The organism is Pseudomonas sp. TE12508 (assembly GCF_056279485.1).
On the sequence record NZ_JBWCCN010000019.1, the window covers coordinates 1 to 17,460 of the forward strand.

19 protein-coding genes are annotated in these 17,460 nt (G+C 59.6%); 10 read left to right on the top strand and 9 right to left on the bottom strand.

Translation table 11 applies throughout. The features are described from left to right. The coding region (locus ACZ9IM_RS24035) for a hypothetical protein (RefSeq protein WP_427627216.1) at positions 1–212 on the bottom strand (212 nt) is incomplete at its 3' end. 46 nt (positions 213–258) lie between these two features. Here ACZ9IM_RS24035 and mrdA point away from each other — a divergent pair. Beyond that, positions 259–2,151 (top strand): penicillin-binding protein 2, encoded by a 1,893-nt coding sequence (gene mrdA, locus ACZ9IM_RS24040; protein ID WP_476225106.1) that lies wholly within the window; start codon positions 259–261, stop codon positions 2,149–2,151. Positions 2,152–2,283: 132 nt separating this feature from the next. Beyond that, entirely contained in the window at positions 2,284–2,538 is a 255-nt protein-coding gene (locus ACZ9IM_RS24045; protein WP_123497993.1) for a DUF1652 domain-containing protein, read from the top strand. A 212-nt stretch (positions 2,539–2,750) separates the two neighbouring features. Here ACZ9IM_RS24045 and ACZ9IM_RS24050 read toward each other — a convergent pair whose 3' ends face one another. Together ACZ9IM_RS24050 and ACZ9IM_RS24055 are read right to left on the bottom strand one after the other, a co-directional pair. Next, positions 2,751–3,152 carry a lysozyme inhibitor LprI family protein gene (locus tag ACZ9IM_RS24050; RefSeq protein WP_427627212.1) on the bottom strand — a complete coding sequence of 134 codons (402 nt, stop codon included), beginning with the start codon at positions 3,150–3,152 and terminating at the stop codon, positions 2,751–2,753. A 102-nt stretch (positions 3,153–3,254) separates the two neighbouring features. After that, a complete protein-coding gene (locus tag ACZ9IM_RS24055; protein WP_476225107.1) occupies positions 3,255–3,653 on the bottom strand; it encodes a GFA family protein in 399 nt (132 codons plus the stop codon). Between the two features lie 244 nt (positions 3,654–3,897). Between ACZ9IM_RS24055 and ACZ9IM_RS24060 the strand changes: the two genes are divergently transcribed. Continuing rightward, positions 3,898–4,383: an SRPBCC family protein gene (locus ACZ9IM_RS24060; RefSeq protein ID WP_038982309.1), complete on the top strand. Its 486-nt coding sequence runs from the start codon at positions 3,898–3,900 to the stop codon at positions 4,381–4,383. 183 nt (positions 4,384–4,566) lie between these two features. Beyond that, positions 4,567–4,836, top strand: a complete 270-nt coding sequence (locus ACZ9IM_RS24065) for a hypothetical protein (RefSeq protein WP_476225108.1) — start codon at positions 4,567–4,569, stop codon at positions 4,834–4,836. A 45-nt stretch (positions 4,837–4,881) separates the two neighbouring features. On the opposite strand, the gene ACZ9IM_RS24070 is transcribed toward ACZ9IM_RS24065, so the two are convergent. Further along, positions 4,882–6,207, bottom strand: a complete 1,326-nt coding sequence (locus ACZ9IM_RS24070) for an aminotransferase-like domain-containing protein (protein ID WP_476225109.1) — start codon at positions 6,205–6,207, stop codon at positions 4,882–4,884. 89 nt (positions 6,208–6,296) lie between these two features. Between ACZ9IM_RS24070 and ACZ9IM_RS24075 the strand changes: the two genes are divergently transcribed. Both ACZ9IM_RS24075 and ACZ9IM_RS24080 read left to right on the top strand, forming a co-directional pair. After that, a complete protein-coding gene (locus tag ACZ9IM_RS24075) occupies positions 6,297–6,926 on the top strand; it encodes a LysE family translocator (protein WP_427627202.1) in 630 nt (209 codons plus the stop codon). Between the two features lie 26 nt (positions 6,927–6,952). Then, the gene (locus ACZ9IM_RS24080; protein ID WP_008013488.1) at positions 6,953–7,282 is read left to right on the top strand and encodes an antibiotic biosynthesis monooxygenase family protein; all 330 of its coding nucleotides are present in this window, start codon (positions 6,953–6,955) and stop codon (positions 7,280–7,282) included. Between the two features lie 37 nt (positions 7,283–7,319). On the opposite strand, the gene inhA is transcribed toward ACZ9IM_RS24080, so the two are convergent. Continuing rightward, positions 7,320–8,006 carry an isonitrile hydratase gene (inhA, locus tag ACZ9IM_RS24085; RefSeq protein ID WP_427627199.1) on the bottom strand — a complete coding sequence of 229 codons (687 nt, stop codon included), beginning with the start codon at positions 8,004–8,006 and terminating at the stop codon, positions 7,320–7,322. A 91-nt stretch (positions 8,007–8,097) separates the two neighbouring features. On the opposite strand from inhA, the gene ACZ9IM_RS24090 reads away from it, so the two are divergent. Continuing rightward, positions 8,098–9,090, top strand: a complete 993-nt coding sequence (locus ACZ9IM_RS24090; protein WP_427627197.1) for a GlxA family transcriptional regulator — start codon at positions 8,098–8,100, stop codon at positions 9,088–9,090. Here the strand turns inward: ACZ9IM_RS24090 and ACZ9IM_RS24095 are convergent. The 4 genes from ACZ9IM_RS24095 to ACZ9IM_RS24110 form a co-directional block, all read right to left on the bottom strand. Further along, positions 9,059–9,961 (bottom strand): alpha/beta fold hydrolase, encoded by a 903-nt coding sequence (locus ACZ9IM_RS24095; RefSeq protein WP_476225110.1) that lies wholly within the window; start codon positions 9,959–9,961, stop codon positions 9,059–9,061. The genes ACZ9IM_RS24090 and ACZ9IM_RS24095 overlap by 32 nt on opposite strands. A gap of 27 nt (positions 9,962–9,988) precedes the next feature. Then, positions 9,989–10,621, bottom strand: a complete 633-nt coding sequence (locus tag ACZ9IM_RS24100; protein ID WP_427627194.1) for a BRCT domain-containing protein — start codon at positions 10,619–10,621, stop codon at positions 9,989–9,991. Positions 10,622–10,633: 12 nt separating this feature from the next. Beyond that, positions 10,634–11,023, bottom strand: coding sequence for a hypothetical protein (locus ACZ9IM_RS24105; protein ID WP_123497975.1), 390 nt, complete (start codon positions 11,021–11,023; stop codon positions 10,634–10,636). A gap of 869 nt (positions 11,024–11,892) precedes the next feature. Beyond that, positions 11,893–13,716, bottom strand: a complete 1,824-nt coding sequence (locus ACZ9IM_RS24110; protein WP_476225112.1) for a glycoside hydrolase family 15 protein — start codon at positions 13,714–13,716, stop codon at positions 11,893–11,895. A 164-nt stretch (positions 13,717–13,880) separates the two neighbouring features. On the opposite strand from ACZ9IM_RS24110, the gene ACZ9IM_RS24115 reads away from it, so the two are divergent. The 3 genes from ACZ9IM_RS24115 (at position 13,881) to ACZ9IM_RS24125 (ending at position 17,011) form a co-directional block, all read left to right on the top strand. Further along, on the top strand, positions 13,881–15,053 hold the full coding sequence (locus ACZ9IM_RS24115) for an MFS transporter (protein ID WP_476225113.1): 1,173 nt from the start codon (positions 13,881–13,883) through the stop codon (positions 15,051–15,053). 191 nt (positions 15,054–15,244) lie between these two features. After that, on the top strand, positions 15,245–15,985 hold the full coding sequence (locus ACZ9IM_RS24120) for a thioesterase II family protein (protein WP_476225114.1): 741 nt from the start codon (positions 15,245–15,247) through the stop codon (positions 15,983–15,985). 42 nt (positions 15,986–16,027) lie between these two features. Further along, on the top strand, positions 16,028–17,011 hold the full coding sequence (locus ACZ9IM_RS24125; RefSeq protein ID WP_476225115.1) for a TauD/TfdA family dioxygenase: 984 nt from the start codon (positions 16,028–16,030) through the stop codon (positions 17,009–17,011). Positions 17,012–17,460: the final 449 nt, after the last annotated feature.

A 17,460-nucleotide genomic window follows, 5' to 3' on the forward strand; every position in this document is an offset into this window, starting at 1 on the left:
GTTTCCCCATGTGAGAGTAGGTCATCGTCAAGATTAAATTCCGAAACCCCTATCTGCGTATGCAGGTAGGGGTTTTGTTTTGCCCGCAGGAAAGTGCCGTGCTGGCTATTTTGGGTAAAGCTGCATTGTTCATGAAGTTTCGGGAGAACGGGCGCTAAAGTATCCATGCCGTTTTTGGAATGGTGCAGCCCTTTTGCACGGGCTGATTTCAAGCCTACGAATCGGCACCTCCTCTACAGTCAAAGAGCTGCTGCAGAAATGCCTGAACCGATACCAATCAAGGACCACGAAAAAGAGACGCGCCTGGTCAATAAAAGACTGATGGCCTGCGCCTTGTTCGTCGTTGCTATCACCTGCGCGCTGGTGGTGCGGCTGTATGTTCTGCAAGTGGTCGAGTACGACTACCACTCGACGATCTCCGAAAACAACCGTGTACACGTATTGCCGATCGCTCCTACCCGCGGGCTGATCTACGACCGCAACGGCGTGCTTCTGGCGGACAACCGGCCCAGTTTCAACCTGACCATCACCCGCGAACGCGCCTCCGACGTCAAAGAAGAGCTGGATGAGGTGGTCAACCTCCTGCACCTGCCAGATGAAGACCGCACACTGTTCGACAAGGCAATGAAGCAGGCTCGACACCCCTTCGTGCCCGTCACCTTGTTCTACGAACTCAGTGAAGAACAGATCGCCGTGCTGGCGGTCAACGAGTTCCGTCTGCCAGGGATCGACGTAGAGCCACAGTTCGTTCGCCACTACCCGATGGGCGCACACTTCGCACACTCGATCGGCTACGTCGGCCGAATCAACGAGAACGAATCCAAAGCCCTGGATACGGTGGAATACCGTGCCACCCAAACCATCGGCAAGACCGGCATCGAGAAATTCTACGAGCCCGAGTTGCACGGCCATGTGGGTTATGAAGAAGTCGAAACCAACGCTCAGGGCCGCGTGCTGCGAGTGCTCAAACACACCGATCCGATCCCCGGCAAAAACATCGTTCTGAGCCTCGACGTCAAACTTCAGGAAGCTGCCGAGGAAGCCTTGGGTGATCGTCGCGGTTCGGTTGTCGCTCTCGACCCGTCGACCGGCGAAGTGCTCGCGATGGTCAGCAAGCCAAGCTTCGACCCGAACCTGTTCGTGACCGGCATCAGCTTCAAGGAATACGCGGCGCTACACGATTCCATCGACCGGCCGCTGTTCAATCGTGTACTGCGTGGGCTCTACGCGCCGGGCTCGACCATCAAGCCGGAAGTGGCTATTGCCGGCCTCGACGCCGGGGTGGTCACTGCGCAGACCCGCGTCTTCGATCCGGGTTATTACCAACTACCGGATTTCGATCATAAATACCGTAACTGGAACCACAGTGGCGATGGCTGGGTGGACATGGACGCGGCGATCATGCGCTCCAACGATACTTACTTCTACGACCTGGCCCACAAGCTGGGTATCGATCGCCTGCATGACTACATGGCCATGTTCGGTCTCGGCGAGAAAGTCTCGCTGGACATGTTCGAAGAGTCTGCCGGTTTGATGCCATCGCAAGCCTGGAAGCGTGCCACGCGCCGTCAGGCATGGTTCCCGGGTGAGACCGTGATCCTCGGCATCGGCCAGGGTTACATGCAGGTCACGCCGCTGCAGCTGGCCCAGGCGACTGCACTGATCGCCAACAAAGGTGTCTGGAACCGGCCGCACCTGGCCAAGACCGTGGACGGTGTTGCACCAGTGGATGAGCATCCAATGCCAAACATCCTATTGAAAGACCCGCGTGACTGGGAGCAGGTCAACCACGGCATGCAGATGGTGATGCACGATGCTCGCGGGATTGCTCGAGCGGCAGCGGCGGGGGCTCAGTACCGCATCGCCGGCAAAAGTGGCACCGCGCAAGTGGTGGCAATCAAGCAGGGTGAACGCTACAACCGGGCTAAAACCCTGGAGCGCAACCGTGACAACGCCTTGTTCGTCGGTTTCGCCCCGGCCGAACATCCGAAGATTGTCATTTCGGTGATGATCGAGAACGGCGAGGCTGGTGGTCGCGTCGCCGGTCCCGTGGTGCGGCAGATCATGGACGCCTGGCTGCTCGATCAGGACGGCCACCTGAAGCCGCAATACGCCGTGCCGGGCAAAGCGTCGGGAGATCCTCACGTCTAAGGATCACCAACGAGACGATGAGCAACCTGTTACGGTCTTGAGACACCCGTTATTGAGGATTAGAATTTTCCGGCTAATGGGTGAATGAGGGAGCATTTGCCCGGCCATACACCTGGCGTAATGGAGGTAGCGATGTTCCTTTCAACCCTGGAAATTCAAAACATCATTGAACATAGTTTTTTGCCGGCTGTGTGCACTTGCAGCATGGAGGCGGACCAGTCCCTGACAATTCGGGTCTGCGATTGCATGACCGGGAAAGTGGATTTGGTGGCCACCCATGTTCCGGTATGGACACTGGATAGCCCCCACGCGATCGCATCACTGGTGGCTGATATGCGGCAAGAAATCGAGGCTCATAAAGGCATTCACGCGCCGTTTTACCGTTGAGCCTGCGTCACGCCGCACCACGTTGGTGGTGCGGCGTGACTCCCGAAGCCGAGAAGGAAGACTCGGCCACCGCCGAACACTCTATAGCCTGAAGCAGATCGGCAACATCAAGTTGTCGGGTGGATTTTTGGAGAACACACAATTTGTGTACCGCCAAGCCCCTTGCAGGTGCGAGGCTTGCCCGCGAAGAGGCCCTCAAGCACACCGCAGCATCAAGCCTCAGGTACCGGACAACTCAAATCCCCTTCCTGGCACTTCAAGTAAGTCTTGAACGCATCGACTCGCGCCTTGGTCAGCTCGGTGGTGCAGTTGCTGTAGATCAGCGGATACACACTGCCACCCGCCACCCCGGACGCCGAGAATTTGCACTCGGCATCGCGAAACGCAATCCATGAGCGCTGCGCACCGACCAACAGCTTTTTCGCGTCGGGGTCGTCCTTCAGCCGTGTGGTGATCTGCTGGTAAAGCGCATTCAGCTCCTTGTCGGCGGCCTTGTTCTGCTGCGCCGCGCATTGATTCATCGTCGACTGGTCAGTGGCGTTGTCGCAGTCGATGGCATGCGCCACGGTGGTGAACAGCAGCGGCGTCAACGCAAGGAGAAAACGTGGGGGCATGGTGGGCTCGTAGTGGTGATGGAAAGTTGGGGGGCAGTGTAGCGGGGCGCCGCCAGTCAACAAATCAGCAGCCTGATGCTGCACTTGTGGCGTGTCCGGAAACTATGTCTGCCATTCAGGACATTTCTCATTCGATTCAGATTCAAGCCAGGGCACGTCATGGGACGTCCAGATGTGAGCCTGAGGTGTCATTTTCGGATCATCGTCGAGAGTCGCCACGCGAACGATTACATGGGGTTGGGCCAAGCGCTCCGCCATCAGATGCGATCCGCAGATCGAACAGAAATGCCGAAGCTTGCCCGGCGACGACTCATAGGTGCTTAGCCGGTCCTGTCCTTTTATCCAGCGAAAATGCTCACGCATGACCCCGGCCGTCGAGGCGAATGCCGCTGCGTGTGCCTTGCGGCAGGTGTGGCAGTGGCAGTGACTGATGGGCATGTCGAGGCCATCAAGTTCGTATTCAACGGATTTGCACAAGCAGCTGCCATGCAGATTATTCATGGGGTTTCCCTGGTTGCACGATAACGTTCCGTGAGTGAAGGCTGCATGAATCTTCCTTGTAAGGGGGCACGTCGCTGCAAACGTTAGCAGTTTCAGCCCGCTGACTCCCCCTCCAAACCAGAACTTATGGCCAGAACTAAGGCCGAATATTTCAGGTACGGGTGATTGCGGCACCCATTTGATACAACTTTTAGGTTGGTCTTATGGTCTTTACGGGCCTACTGTTCAATACAGGAGGTGACTTATGAACCCAGCATCAGATCGCATCGAAAGGAAAATCCTGCTCAAGGTGCCGCGCTCGCAGGTCTGGCGCGTGCTGGCCAATGCCGAAGCCTTTGGGCAATGGTTCGGCGTGGCACTCGAAGGTAAGCGCTTTGTCGCCGGCGAGTGGACCCAGGGGCAGATTACTTATCCTGGTTATGAGCACTTGTTGTGGAATGTACTGGTGGAGCGGGTCGAGCCGGAGCGGGTGTTTTCATTTCGCTGGCACCCGTATGCGGTGGAGCCGGAAACCGATTACTCCCAGGAGCCCACCACGCTGGTGAAGTTCGAACTCCAGGATATGGACGAAGGCACGTTGTTGACGGTCGTCGAGTCCGGTTTTGATCACATCCCTCAATCGCGCAGGCTCAAGGCGTTCCGCATGGACAGCCGGGGTTGGGATGAGCAAATGAGCAATATCGAAAAATTTCTGGTAGACACCAAGGACCACGAGCGTCAGGGCGGCTGATGGCTGCAGGCCATGAAACTCGTGGCTTCAGCGCATGATGGCTGATCGATCTAAGGGTTTTCGGAGGGGCGGTTATAGCGAATGTCTTACACGCGGTAGTAGCTATGTCGTCTATTTCGGATTGGATCCGAAGGGTAATCTAGCTCCATCAACTGAAGCACAGGAAGTGCTCCAGGGTCACGGATGATCGACCATAGCAAGGATCGCTGCCGACAGGGAGTCGATATGGTCTTGGGAAAAACCCGCTTCGGCGGGTTTTTTTTCGTCTTTAGAAAACTGCAACCTGCATTGAATGGTCAATGGCTTACACGCAGCCAGTGGTATGTCGTCTTTTTAAGCTTCGCCGATGCGTTTAATCTGGATCCATCAACTGAAGCACAGGACGTGCTCAGGATCACGGATGATCGACCATACGCCAGGATGGCTGCCGACAGGATGTCGCAATGGTCTTGAGAAACCCGCTTAGGCGGGTTTTTTTATGGGCGTCAGAAAAGTCTGTCAGATGTCCACGACTTCACACAGTGTCTCCAGGGCGCGCTTCAACACGTCGAGGCTGATCGATCCCATGGCCACCCGCAGGGCAGGCGGCACATGAGTGGTCGTGGCAAAGGGTTCGGCGCTGGTCACCTGCACGCCTTTACGTTCCAACTCGGCAACCACCGTTTCGGCCCGTAATCCTTCGGGCAATCTGAGCCAAAGGTAGTAGGAACCGGGATGCGCCACCAGCTCGCAATTTTTCAGGATTTGCTGAGCCAGGTCTTGTCGCTGCCGGGCGTCCAGGCGCTTTTGCTCTTCGAGGTTGTCGACTTCGCCGCTATCGATCCAGTGGCAGGCCAGTGCAACGGTCAGCGACGGGGTGCTCCATGTCGACACGCGGATGGCTTGTTCCAGCACCGGCATCATCGCTTTCGGTGCAACGATGAAACCAATGCGCAGGCCCGAGGCAACGCTTTTCGACAGACCACTGATATACAGCGTGCGCTGCGGGGCCAAGGTAAACAGCGGTTTGGGTGCCGGTTCGGCGAGGAAGGCATAGGCGCCGTCTTCGATGATCAGAAAGTCGTAGCGTTCGGCCAATTGCACCAGGCGTTCACGGTCGGCGATGGACATCACCGTCCCCAACGGATTGTGCATCGTTGGCATGCTGTAGAGCGCCCGCACGGGGCGCCGTTTGCACAGCGCTTCCAGGGCGTCGAGATCGGTGTGCCCGGCGATTTGCGGCAGGGCTTCGAGGTCCAGCCGATGGGCCTGGGCCAGGGTTTTCAGGCCAGGGTAGGTGAGGGCGTCGAGGGCCAGAATATCTCCCGGTTTGAGCAGTGCCATCAGCGTCACGGCAAGACCTTGCTGGGCGCCGTTGACGATCAGCACCTGATCGCCCCCCACCCGAATGTCCCGATTGCGTAAATGCCGGGCCGCCGTCTGCCGTTCATGTGCGCGTCCGCCCTGAGGCGCGGAATGCAATAGCGCATCGATATCGCCGGAGGCGGCAATCGCTCGCAAACCCTCGCGCAATAACTCGTCCTGACCGGGTACCGACGGGTAATTGAAGGTCAGGTCCACCATGCCGACGCCCAGTGGTTGCTGTTCCAGCCCCAGTCCGCGTGGCAAGGACGTGTCGCGTACAAAGGTGCCACGGCCGGTTTCGCCGACCACCAGGCCAATCGCCTCCAGCTCGTGATAGACCCGCAATGCAGTGGCCAGGGCAATCCGCTCGCTCTGCATCAACGCACGAATGGGCGGCAACTGTGTGGCGGGTGGCAGTTCACCGCTGCGAATCTTCCCGGCGAACTGATCCACCAGGCGTTTGTAGCGAATACGGGTCATGGGTGAGTGCTCTTTGTATCTGGATCAATTTTTTGTTTGTATCAGATTGGCGTTCTAATCTACAGGCTTTCCAGGACGGAGACTTCGCTGTGATTGACCCTGCGAACTTATTGTTTTTCGTCGGCGCGGTGATGTTGTTGCTGCTGTCACCCGGACCGAACATGGCCTTCGTGATCAGCCATGGCGCCAGTTATGGCTGGCGCGGTGGTGTGGCGTCAGGATTGGGCATTGGCCTGGCCGATCTGATCCTGACGGCGCTGACTGCGATGGGTGTTACGGCACTGGTTGCCAGCTGGCCGCCGGCCTTCGACCTGATCCGTTATGCCGGGGGCCTGTACCTGCTGTGGCTGGCGTTCAAGGCATTGCAAAAAACATCGGCCAGCGGCACGTCGGATGTGGCGCAGGTGCCGCTCAAGACCCTGCTGATCCGGGCGATGCTCAACAGCCTGCTGAACCCCAAGGCTTTACTGTTTTTCATGGTGTTCCTGCCGCAATTCGTTAACGCGCAGCGGGGCTCGATTGCCGTACAGCTGGTGCTACTGGGCATGGTGCTGACCCTGGTCAGTGGCGTGTTTCACACCCTGCTCGGGGTTTTCGGCAGTACGGTCAGCCGGCTTGTTTCCAGTACTTCGACATTCGCCAAATGGCAGTCATTGGGGCTGGCCGCAGTACTGCTGTTGCTCGCCGTCCGGCTAGTCCTGATGACTCGTCCGGCCTGACTCATTCGCTGAAAAGGAACCTCTGCATGTACATCGCATCGTTTATCTACAAACCCGGGCAACGGGACGAGGAGTTCAACCGGTTGAGCGCGTTGATCGACGAAGTCGCGATCAGCATCGAAGGGTTTGTCGGCACCCAATCCTGGTGCTCGGCCGATGGCGAGTTAGTCAACGCCAGTTACTACTGGCAGGACGAAACCTCTATACGGGAATTCGCCAGCCATCCCAGGCACCTGGAGGCCAAGCGTCAGTACCGCAAGTGGTACGCGGGTTATCAAGTGGTGATCGCTAAAGTGGAGCGGGCTTATGGTGATGACTCGTTCGAGCTGTTTGTGCCCAATGGTCGACCTGAGTGACTGGCTGCGGGGGCGATAGCACCCGCAGCCGTTTCTTTCACTGGCGGGCGAGTTTCGCCGCTGCACGTTCGGTGATTTCCGAGCGCAGTTTCAACGACGCGGCAGCGCGTTTGCGGGCTTCTTCCAGCACGCTGACCGGCGCTGTCTCGGGACTGCCCGAAGCAAACGGTGGCGCCGGGGCGTATTCCAGCTGCAACTGCACCAGTTGCGCGGTGTCCTTATCGAACAATTCAGCCGCCAGGGTCAGGGCAAAATCGATCCCCGCGGTGATCCCGCCGCCGGTCAGCAGATTGCCGTCGCGCACCACTCGATCGTTCACCGGAATCGCTCCCAACAGCCCAAGCAATTCGTGATACGCCCAGTGAGTGGTAGCGCGCTTGCCCTTGAGCAACCCCGCCGCGCCAAGCACCAGCGCACCGGTGCAGACGGAGGTGACATACCGCGCGTTGGCGGCCTGGGCCTTGATGAAAGCCAGGGTTTCGTCATCCTCCATCAACGGCCCGACGCCGCCGCCGCCAGGAATGCAGATCACATCCAGCGGCGGGCAATCGTCGAAGGTGGCGGTCGGTTTCAACACCAGCCCGGTACTCGCGGTGACTGGCATCAGGTCCTTCCAGATCAGGTGCACCTTCACGTCCGGCAGCGAGGCCAGCACGTCATAAGGGCCGGTCAGGTCCAGTTGTTGAAGCTGTGGAAACAACAGAAAACCGATCTGCAACGTCATGGCTTTTTTTCTCCTGATTGGGGTAGACGGCTTCACTGTAGGCTCGTAGGATCTGGCGCATACGCCAATAACCCCACGAATTACGCCAAATATGCCGAACAACCCGAAAACCATTCACGTGCTGGCCTTTGCCAACGTGCAAGTGCTCGACGTCACCGGGCCGTTGCAGGTGTTTGCCTCGGCCAACGACATTGCCCGCCAGCAAGGTTTGCCGTCGCCCTACGCGCCGTCGGTGATTGCCAGCGGTGGTGGGGCGGTGATGTCGTCGGCGGGGTTGGCGCTGTTGGCTGAGCCGTTGCCGGATCGGGGCAGCGACACCTTGATCATTGCTGGTGGCTGGGGCGTTTACGCGGCGGCGAAAGATGAGTCACTGGTGGCCTGGGTGCGTGAGCATGCGACGGGTTGTCGGCGGGTGGCGTCGGTGTGTACCGGGGCGTTTTTGCTGGCGGCCAGCGGTTGGCTCGATGGCAGGCGGGTGGTCACGCACTGGACCCGTTGCGAGCAATTGGCGCAGCAGCATCCCAAGCTACAGGTCGAACCCAACCCGATCTTCATCAATGACGGCCCGGTCTGGACCTCGGCCGGGGTCACCGCGGGCATTGACCTCGCCTTGGCGATGGTCGAGGAAGATCTTGGCCGAACCATGGCTCTGGACGTCGCCCGCCAACTGGTGGTGTTTCTCAAGCGTCCGGGGGGGCAGTCGCAGTTCAGCGTGACCCTGTCCCTGCAAAAGGAAGGCAACCGCTTCGACGATCTTCATGCCTGGATCAGCGAAAATCTAACCAAAGACCTCGGCATCCCGACCTTGGCCTTGCAGGCCGGCATGAGCGAGCGCAGCTTCGTTCGTCACTACCGCGCCGACACCGGCCAGACCCCGGCGCGGGCCATTGAACTGATTCGGGTCGAGACCGCGCGACGGCTGCTCAGCGACACCGGTGTGCCGATCAAACGGGTCGCGGTGCAATGCGGGTTTGGCAGTGAAGAGACCCTGCGCCGCAGTTTTCTGCGAGCCATGGGCGTGACGCCGCAAGCCTACCGCGAGCGCTTTTCCGTCAGCCCTCCAGCAGATCCAGTAATGCCTTGAGGGTCGCTTCGGGCGCTTCTTCGGCAATGTTATGCCCGACGCCCGCCAATACTCGGCGTTCATAAGGGCCGGTAAAACGCTCGGCGTCTTCATCGATTTCAGACGCGGGGCCGACACCGTCATCGGCGCCGCACAGGGAAGTCGTCGGCACGCTGATTGCCGGTTGCTGGGTCAACGCTTCTTCCATCCACTCCAGCGCCGGATCGCCGGGCGCATACATGAACCGGTGTCGATACGAGTGAATCACCACCTCGACGAAATCCGGATTATCGAAGGCTGGTGCGCTCAAGGGATAACGCGCGGCATTGTTGGCCCAGGTCGGCGACCACAATGTCCAGAGTAGTTCGCACAGTGCCCGGCGGTTTTGGGTCAAGCCTTCAACACCGCGCGGGGTGTGGAAGTAGTACTGATACCAAAGGCGATGCTCGGTCTGCGGGTCCAGAGGCTGGGTGGAGTGAGGAATGTTCTGCAGGTTGTAACCGTCCCCGGTCACCAGGCAGCGCACTCGCTCCGGCCATAGCGCCGCAACAATGCACGCCGCACGACCGCCCCAGTCATAACCGCATAGAGCGGCTTGTTTGATGGCGAGGGCGTCCATCAGGTCCAGAAGATCCTGGGCGAGGGCGGCTTGCTGGCCGGAGCGCAGGGTGTCGGGGGAGTTGAAACGGGTCGGGCCGTAGCCGCGCAGGTACGGGACGATAACGCGGTAGCCCTTTGCGGCGAGGGCCGGGGCGATTTCGTCGTAGGCACGGGGGGAGTAGGGGAAACCGTGGAGCAGGATGACCGGGTCGCCGGTGGTGGGGCCGTGTGCTTCGTAGGCGAGAATCAAACTTGGAGTTTTGGTGAATTGGATCTGCACGTCCTTGTTCATTGGACACTCCATAGAGGCTGTAATGGGTTATCCGAACAGCACCTTTTGCCAATATTCTTCACTGATGATCGCTATCGGCACACCACTTTCTCTCAGTTCGACGGCTCTTTTGATCTTGGTCCCGTAGGTGCTATGCAGCCATTGATCATTGCCGATGCTGCCTACCACTAAATAGTGGATCTTCTTGCTGACGGATCCGCCGATAAGCCCGCCACGTTCAATAATCAGTGATTCGCAATCCTTGCGCGGACCGTAAGCCATGATCCCGGTAAACAGGAACACTCGGTCAGACCAACTTAAAGAGGGCGCCGGGTTGTCGAGAGGAAGACTGGTCGGCGCAGTGAACGTTTGGGCAGAACCAATCGGCAGGCCTGCAAACTGGTGAAGCATCTCCAACAACTCGCCAGACTCCTCGGCATCAAGCACGCCGTCGCTCAGCATGCCGGCGAGGCGTTTGTAGAGGATATTCACCACCGGATCGCCGAGATGGCTTAAATGGGTTTCGATCCAGGTCTTTAGAAACTCGGCTTCCTGCTGGTTGATCGTACCGTCGGCAGCGAGCCCGGCGGCGATTCCCACCAGTGCGTCAGCCGAGCGTCGATCAATCCGTGCTTCGTGGAAGAAACCGCTGTTTTGAAATTCCTGATGCAGGTCCACCATGCGTCCTTCTCCTTAAGCCTCCACGTCCGCCACCTGATTGAAATACTTCGACCGGTCCGGCGTAAACGTCACGACCATTTTGGTTCTGGAACAGGTCAACGCCCGTTCTGCGCTCAAATCAATATCCAGATCTTCCCCACGCAACCCCTGCCATTGGGCGAGGTATTTGAGGGATCCGTATTTTTCGAGTTTTTTCAGACTGCGGCTGACGCCTCCTTTCCAGCCTAGCACCGGAAGTTCACCAGTGAGGCATTGTCGGGCGAGGTCGGGGAAGCGGGCGGCGCGTTGGCGGCCGATTTCCCAGCATTTGATCAGGCCTTTGTCATGGCCCTCCCACAGTTCATCCCGGTTCAGGCCTGATCGGAGTGGGGTGTCGATGCTGCGATGGATACGCTGGGTCATTCTGGTTCCTTGAATTCGGGTTTTGTTGGACAGCTCCGCTGTGCCCGTTGACGTGGATGGTAGGGATGGATGTAAGCGCTGGCAACAAGGTATTTCTGGATGTAGGAATGAGTTACCGCGTGTTGATTGGGCTGGTTTTGTTTAGTGATTGTAGGTTCGGCCTGCCTGGTTCTGTGGCGAGGGGGCTTGCCCCCCGTTCGGCTGCGCAGCAGCCGCAAAGCCAGCAAATGCGGTGCTTCTGGAGGAATTTGGTTGTGGATTTCAGGGCCGCTGCGCGCCCCAACGGGAGCAAGCTCCCTCGCCACAGGAGGTCAGCAGTGTCAGATGGAGCGTGTTTAAGTTCATCGGGCGTAGCCTCGGTCCTACAAAAAACGTCGTAAAAGGGGATATTTCCGACGCGTTTTGGCGGTTGTAGGTTAGGAAAGGGAGCCGATAGTCTTTCCGGGTCGCTGCCAATTCAGCGGCCGGGTTTGGTCACCCGTGCAATGTCAGGCGTACAAGCGCCAACGTGAGCATGTCGGCGCTTTTTCGTGCGCTTGTCGGTATGCTTCGCGGTGGGCTGTGCGCGGGGCACTTTCGAGTGCGCCGGGTGCCTGACTTCCCGGTTGACCAACCTGCGTACCGCCCACCACCCTGGATAACGTCGACGTGCCAAAACCCGCGCCACACAGCTGATCCCCTGTGGGAGCGGGCTTGCTCGCGAAAGCGGTGTGTCAGGCGACATCAATGCTGAATGTGAAATCGCCTTCGCGAGCAAGCCCGCTCCCACAGTTTTGTACGGTGTACATATCCCACAATTGGAACGGTGTGCATCTGTAGCAGCGAGCGGTACCGCGATCGGGCTTGCCCGCGAAGAAGACGACTCGGTCTCAAGGCTGCCAGAAGTTTTTCTCCCCGCTCAATTTCCGATCCAGGAAACTCGCCGCGCTGATCAGTGCCAGGTGCGTCAGCGCTTGCGGTGTGTTGCCCAGGTGCCGGGCATGGCTGTCGAACTCTTCGGCATACAGCCCCAGCGGGTTGGCGTACTTCAGCAATTGCTCGAACTCCAGGTGCGCCTTCTCCACCTGGCCGGCACGGGCCAGGCATTCGACGTACCAGAACGAGCACGCGGCGAAGGCGCCTTCGGTGCCGGGCAGGCCGTCGATCTGGCTGTCGTCGTTGCGGTAGCGGTAGACCATGCCTGCGCGCACCAGGCTTTTCTCGATGGCTTCAAGGGTCGCGATCCAGCGCGGATCCTTGGCGCTGACGAAGCGCACCAGCGGCATCAGCAGCATCGAGCCGTCGAGGCCGGTGCCGCCGATGTGCTGGACGAAATGCCCGCGTTCTTCGTTCCAGAAGTTGCTCCAGATGTCGGCGTAGATCGCTTGACGGGTCTGGTCCCAGCGGGCAAACGGGGCGGGCAGTGAGCGTTTGGACGCCAACCGGATGGCCCGGTCCACGGCCACCCAGCACATCAATCGCGAGTGCAGGAAGTGATACTGCTCGCCGCGCATTTCCCAGATGCCAACGTCTTTTTGCTGCCAGGTTTCGCAGACCTGATCAACCACCTCCACAGTGTGTTTCCAGCCCTCATGAGAAATCGCTTCACCGTGCTTGTTGACCAGATACACCGCGTCCATCAGCTCGCCAAAGATGTCGAGCTGGATTTGATCGTAAGCCTGATTGCCGATACGCACCGGCGTTGCGCCGCCATGGCCGGACAAATGCGAGAGTTCGACTTCCGGCAGTTCCTGATGGCCATCGATGGCGTAGAGGATGTTGAGTTTCATGGTCTTGCCGTGACAATCCCTGACCCGACCGCGCAACCAGCGCGTGTAGGCGTTGGCTTCCTCGACGAAGCCCAGGCGCATGAAGGCATAGACGGTGAACGAGGCGTCGCGGATCCAGGTGTAGCGGTAGTCCCAGTTGCGTTCGCCGCCGGGCGTTTCCGGCAGGCCGAAGGTCGCGGCGGCGAGGATGGCGCCGTGTTTGCGTGAGGTCAGCAGCTTCAGGGTCAGGGCCGAGCGATTGACCATTTCCCGCCAGCGACCGCGATAATTGGACTGGCCGATCCAGTCGCGCCAGAACTTCAGGGTGCGTTCCAGGCACAATGCGGCGGCGCCTTCCTTGAAGCGTGCATCGTCAACGCCGCCGAGCAGGAACTCGGCGCCCTGGCCCTGTTCGAGGGTGAACTCGGCAACCGCTGCATTGCCCTCGATGCTCAAGGGCTGATCCGAACACAGTTGCAGGGCCGGCTGACCGGAGGCCTCGAAATACACACTCTGACCCCGTGTCCGGGCCTTGGTGTGAGCCCGGGCATAGTCATGCCGTACGGCACAATGCATGCGGATCGTCGCTTGTCCGCTGACCACTCGCACTCGACGCATCAGCATCGGCAAATCATCTTCGCTGTCGCCGATGGGCAGCAGGTCGGTGACTTCGACCACCGCGTGATCGCTGAGCCAGCGGGTTTGCAGGACGTTGGTGTCGGGCAGGTAAATCTGCTCGCGGCGAGCGTCGGGCAGGTCCGGGGCCAGCTGGAAGATGCCGGCTTCGGGGCTGTCCAGCAGCGCGCAGAAAATCGATGGACTGTCGAATTCCGGCCAGCAGAAAAAGTCCACGCTGCCCTTGTCGTTGACCAGCGCTGCGCTGCGCATGTCGCCAATGATGCCGTGGGCGTCGATGGCGCTTTGCCGTTCGGAATAATCAGTCATTACCGCGGAGCTCCGGGAACCGAGGGCCTAACTAGCTGACCGGTTTGAGCCACAGAGAGTTCATTTGCCGGCAGACCGTTGTTCACACTCAACCAACAATTCGACGCTTTCCCAGGGGCAGACGTTTGTGGCAAGTTGCAGGCCCTTGTTGAGGCCGGCCCCCCATGGCAAACCCCTACCGCGAGCTATTCCTCGCCCCAGGCGCACGCGCCTTTGTGCTGGCCGGGATGATCGCGCGCATGCCGATTTCCATGACTGGCATTGGCTTGATCACCATGCTTTCGCAGCTGCAGGGCGGTTACGGCCTGGCCGGTTCCATCGCGGCGACCTTTGCCCTGGCCACGGCGTTTTGTGCGCCACAGGTTTCGCGGTTGGTGGACCGTTTTGGCCAAGGCCGGATCTTGCCGGTGTCGGCACTGGTCGGTGGTGGGGCGTTGTTGATGCTGTTGCTGTGTACCCGCTTGCAGGCGCCGCACTGGACGTTGTTTGCGTTTGCCGCGCTGGCCGGTTGCATGCCGAGTATGTCGGCGATGGTGCGGGCGCGCTGGACCGAGTTGTATCGCGGTCGCCCCGAGTTACAAACCGCTTATGCGCTGGAGTCGGTGCTGGACGAGGTCTGCTTTATTGTCGGGCCGCCGCTGTCGGTGGGGTTGTGTGTGGTGGCGTTCCCGGAGGCAGGGCCGTTGGCGGCGTTGCTGATGCTGGCGATCGGGGTCACGGCATTTGTGTTGCAGCGCGGTACCGAACCGCCGGTACATCCTTATGAAGAACACCATCAGGGTTCGATCATCCGCTCGAGCGAGATCCAGTTGCTGATACTGTTGATGGTCGCCTTGGGCACCATCGTCGGTGTGGTGGATGTGGTCAGCGTCGCGTTCGCCGAGCAGCAGGGGCAACCGGCGGCGGCGAGTATTGTGCTGTCGGTGTATGCCATCGGCTCGTGCCTGGCCGGGTTGGCGTTCGGGGTGTTTCGTTCCAAGTTGCCGCTGGCGCAATTGTTCCTCTACGGCGGGGTGGCGACGGCGGTGACCACGCTGCCGTTGCTGCTGGCGGCCAATATTTTCGGGCTGTCACTGGCGGTGTTCGTCGCCGGGTTGTTTTTTGCCCCGACCCTGATTGTGGCCATGGCGCTGGTGGAGCGCATCGTGCCGCCGGCCAAGCTCACCGAAGGCCTGACCTGGCTGGTCACCGGTTTGAGCATCGGCGTGGCGATCGGCGCAGCCAGTTCGGGCTGGCTGGTGGATGCGTTCGGTGCACGCAGCGGGTTCTGGGTGGCGATTGCCGCGGGTGCCGTGGTGTTGGGGTCGGCGGTGCAGAGTTATCGCCATCTCAAGTGATAACTGACTGCTGATCCCTGCGGGAGCGAGCCTGCTCGCGATGGCGCCCTTAGCGCCACAACATTTGCTGAGTCCTAAATGGCCATCGCGAGCAGGCTCGCTCCCACAGGTAGATCTCATCCATCCCACAGACTAATTCTCACCACGCCCCATCCGTTCTCTTTTACAGATAACCAATTGAGGTAAGTGCGGTGACAAAGCTGACACTGCTGTGCCTGCCCTATTCGGGCGCCAGCGCCATGGTCTATAGCCGCTGGCGGCGCCAGTTGCCGCCGTGGCTGCACTTGCAGCCGGTGGAGTTGCCGGGGCGAGGCGCCCGTTATGACGAACCCTTGCAGACCGACATGCGCGCCCTGGCCCTGCAATTGGCCAGGGAACACAAGCCATCCTTGCACGGCCCTTACGCCCTGTTCGGCCACAGCCTGGGGGCGTTGCTGGCCTGCGAGATGGCCCACGCCTTTCGTGCCCTCGGTGCTCCAGAACCGGTGGCGCTGTTTGCTTCCGGCACGGCGGCCCCGACGATGCGCAGTGACTATGACCGTGGCTTCGCCGAACCGCAGAGCGACGAACAGTTGATCGATCAGCTGCGCACCTTCCAGGGCACCAGCGAGGAAGTGTTGGCCAATCAGGAGTTGATGAGCCTGACGCTGCCGATCCTGCGCGCCGATTTCATGCTCTGCGGACGCTTTCGCCCGATGCAGCGCCCGTTGCTCAAGTGCCCCGTGCATGTGCTCGGCGGCAAGGAAGACAAGGCCACCACCGAGCAATTGATCGGCTGGAGCCAGGAAACCCTGGGTAGTTTCTCGGTGGACATGATGACCGGCGGGCATTTCTTCATTCATGAGCATGAAGCCAAGGTGCTGCGGATTATCAAAAATCATCTGGAAGTCCATCACCGACGTCATGCGCAGCTGGCCGCGCCGGTTTTTTAGCGCGCGCGGTTCACTTTATTGAGTGTTAACAGGAGGCCCGTCATGGGTGTTGCTGTGGGTTTTGCCGTTCGGCCGTTGTTGCCGGCGCGGGGTCGCTTGCCGCTGTTGGTGGAGGCGACCGAGCCGAATACCAGCCTGTTGGCGGTGTTCGATGAATTGAATGAACTGGTGGATGAGCATCTGCTGCGTGACGGCGGCATTCTGTTTCGCGGGTTCCAACTGGACGGTGCCGAGCAGTTCCGCCAATTCGCCGCCGGCTTCGGCCATCCGCTGCTCAATTACGAGTTCGGTTCGACACCGCGCACCAACGTCACCCAAGGGGTTTATACCTCCACCGAATACCCGGCGCATCAGAGCATTCCGCTGCACAACGAGCAGGCCTATTCCCGGGACTGGCCGATGAAAATCTGGTTCTACAGCATGATCGCCGCCACCTCGGGCGGCGAAACGCCGATTGCCGACAGCCGGGAAGTCTATCGGCGCATGCCTGTCGCGATCCGCGAGCGCTTCGTCAACAAAGGCCTGATGTACGTGCGCAATTTCGGTAACGGGCTGGACGTGGCGTGGGAACAGGTTTTCAACACCGAAGACCGCGACGTGGCCGAGGCCTACTGCAAGGCCCACGGCATCATTTGCGAGTGGAAGGATGACGGAGAATTGCGCACCCGCCAGACCTGTCAGGCGGTGGCGCGTCATCCGGTGACCGGCGACATGGTCTGGTTCAATCAGGCTCACCTGTTCCACATTTCCAACCTGCAGCCGGAGGTGCGTGAAACCTTGCTGGACATCGTCGACGAGGAAGACCTGCCGCGTAACGTCTACTACGGCGACGGCTCGCCCATCGAGGATGAAGTGCTCAATGAAATTCGTGCGGTGCTCGATGACTGCGCCATCAGTTTTCCCTGGCAGGAGGGTGATGTGCTGATGCTCGACAACATGCTCTCGGCCCATGCCCGCGCGCCGTTCGAAGGCAAGCGCAAGGTGATTGTCGCGATGGCCGAAGGGCATTCCCAGGACGCACTCTGATCTGAACAGTCCTGTCGCCGAAGCCGGTCTTGCACCGGCTTCGGCGTTTTTGTGTTCACTTAAGAGCGTCTTGAGTCAGAGAACCCTGTGGCGAGGGAGCTTGCTCCCGTTTGAGTGCGTAGCACTCACAAAATCGGCGATGACTGTCAGATTTTTGGGGCCGCTGCTCAGCCCAGCGCGAGCAAGCTCGCTCGCCACAAAGGTAGGCATGACTGAGTCTCTGGCGCACTTGTCGCCGAAGCCGGTCTTGCACCGGCTTCGGCGTTTTTGTGTTCACTTAAGAGCGTCTTGACTCAGGGAAACCTGTGGCGAGGGAGCTTGCTCCCGTTTGAGTGCGTAGCACTCACAAAAATCGACAATCACTGCCAGATTTTTGGGGCCGCTGCGCAGCCCAACGCCAGCAAGCTCGCTCGCCACAGGGGGGCGGGGTTGTCTGTGCTGCTAAATCA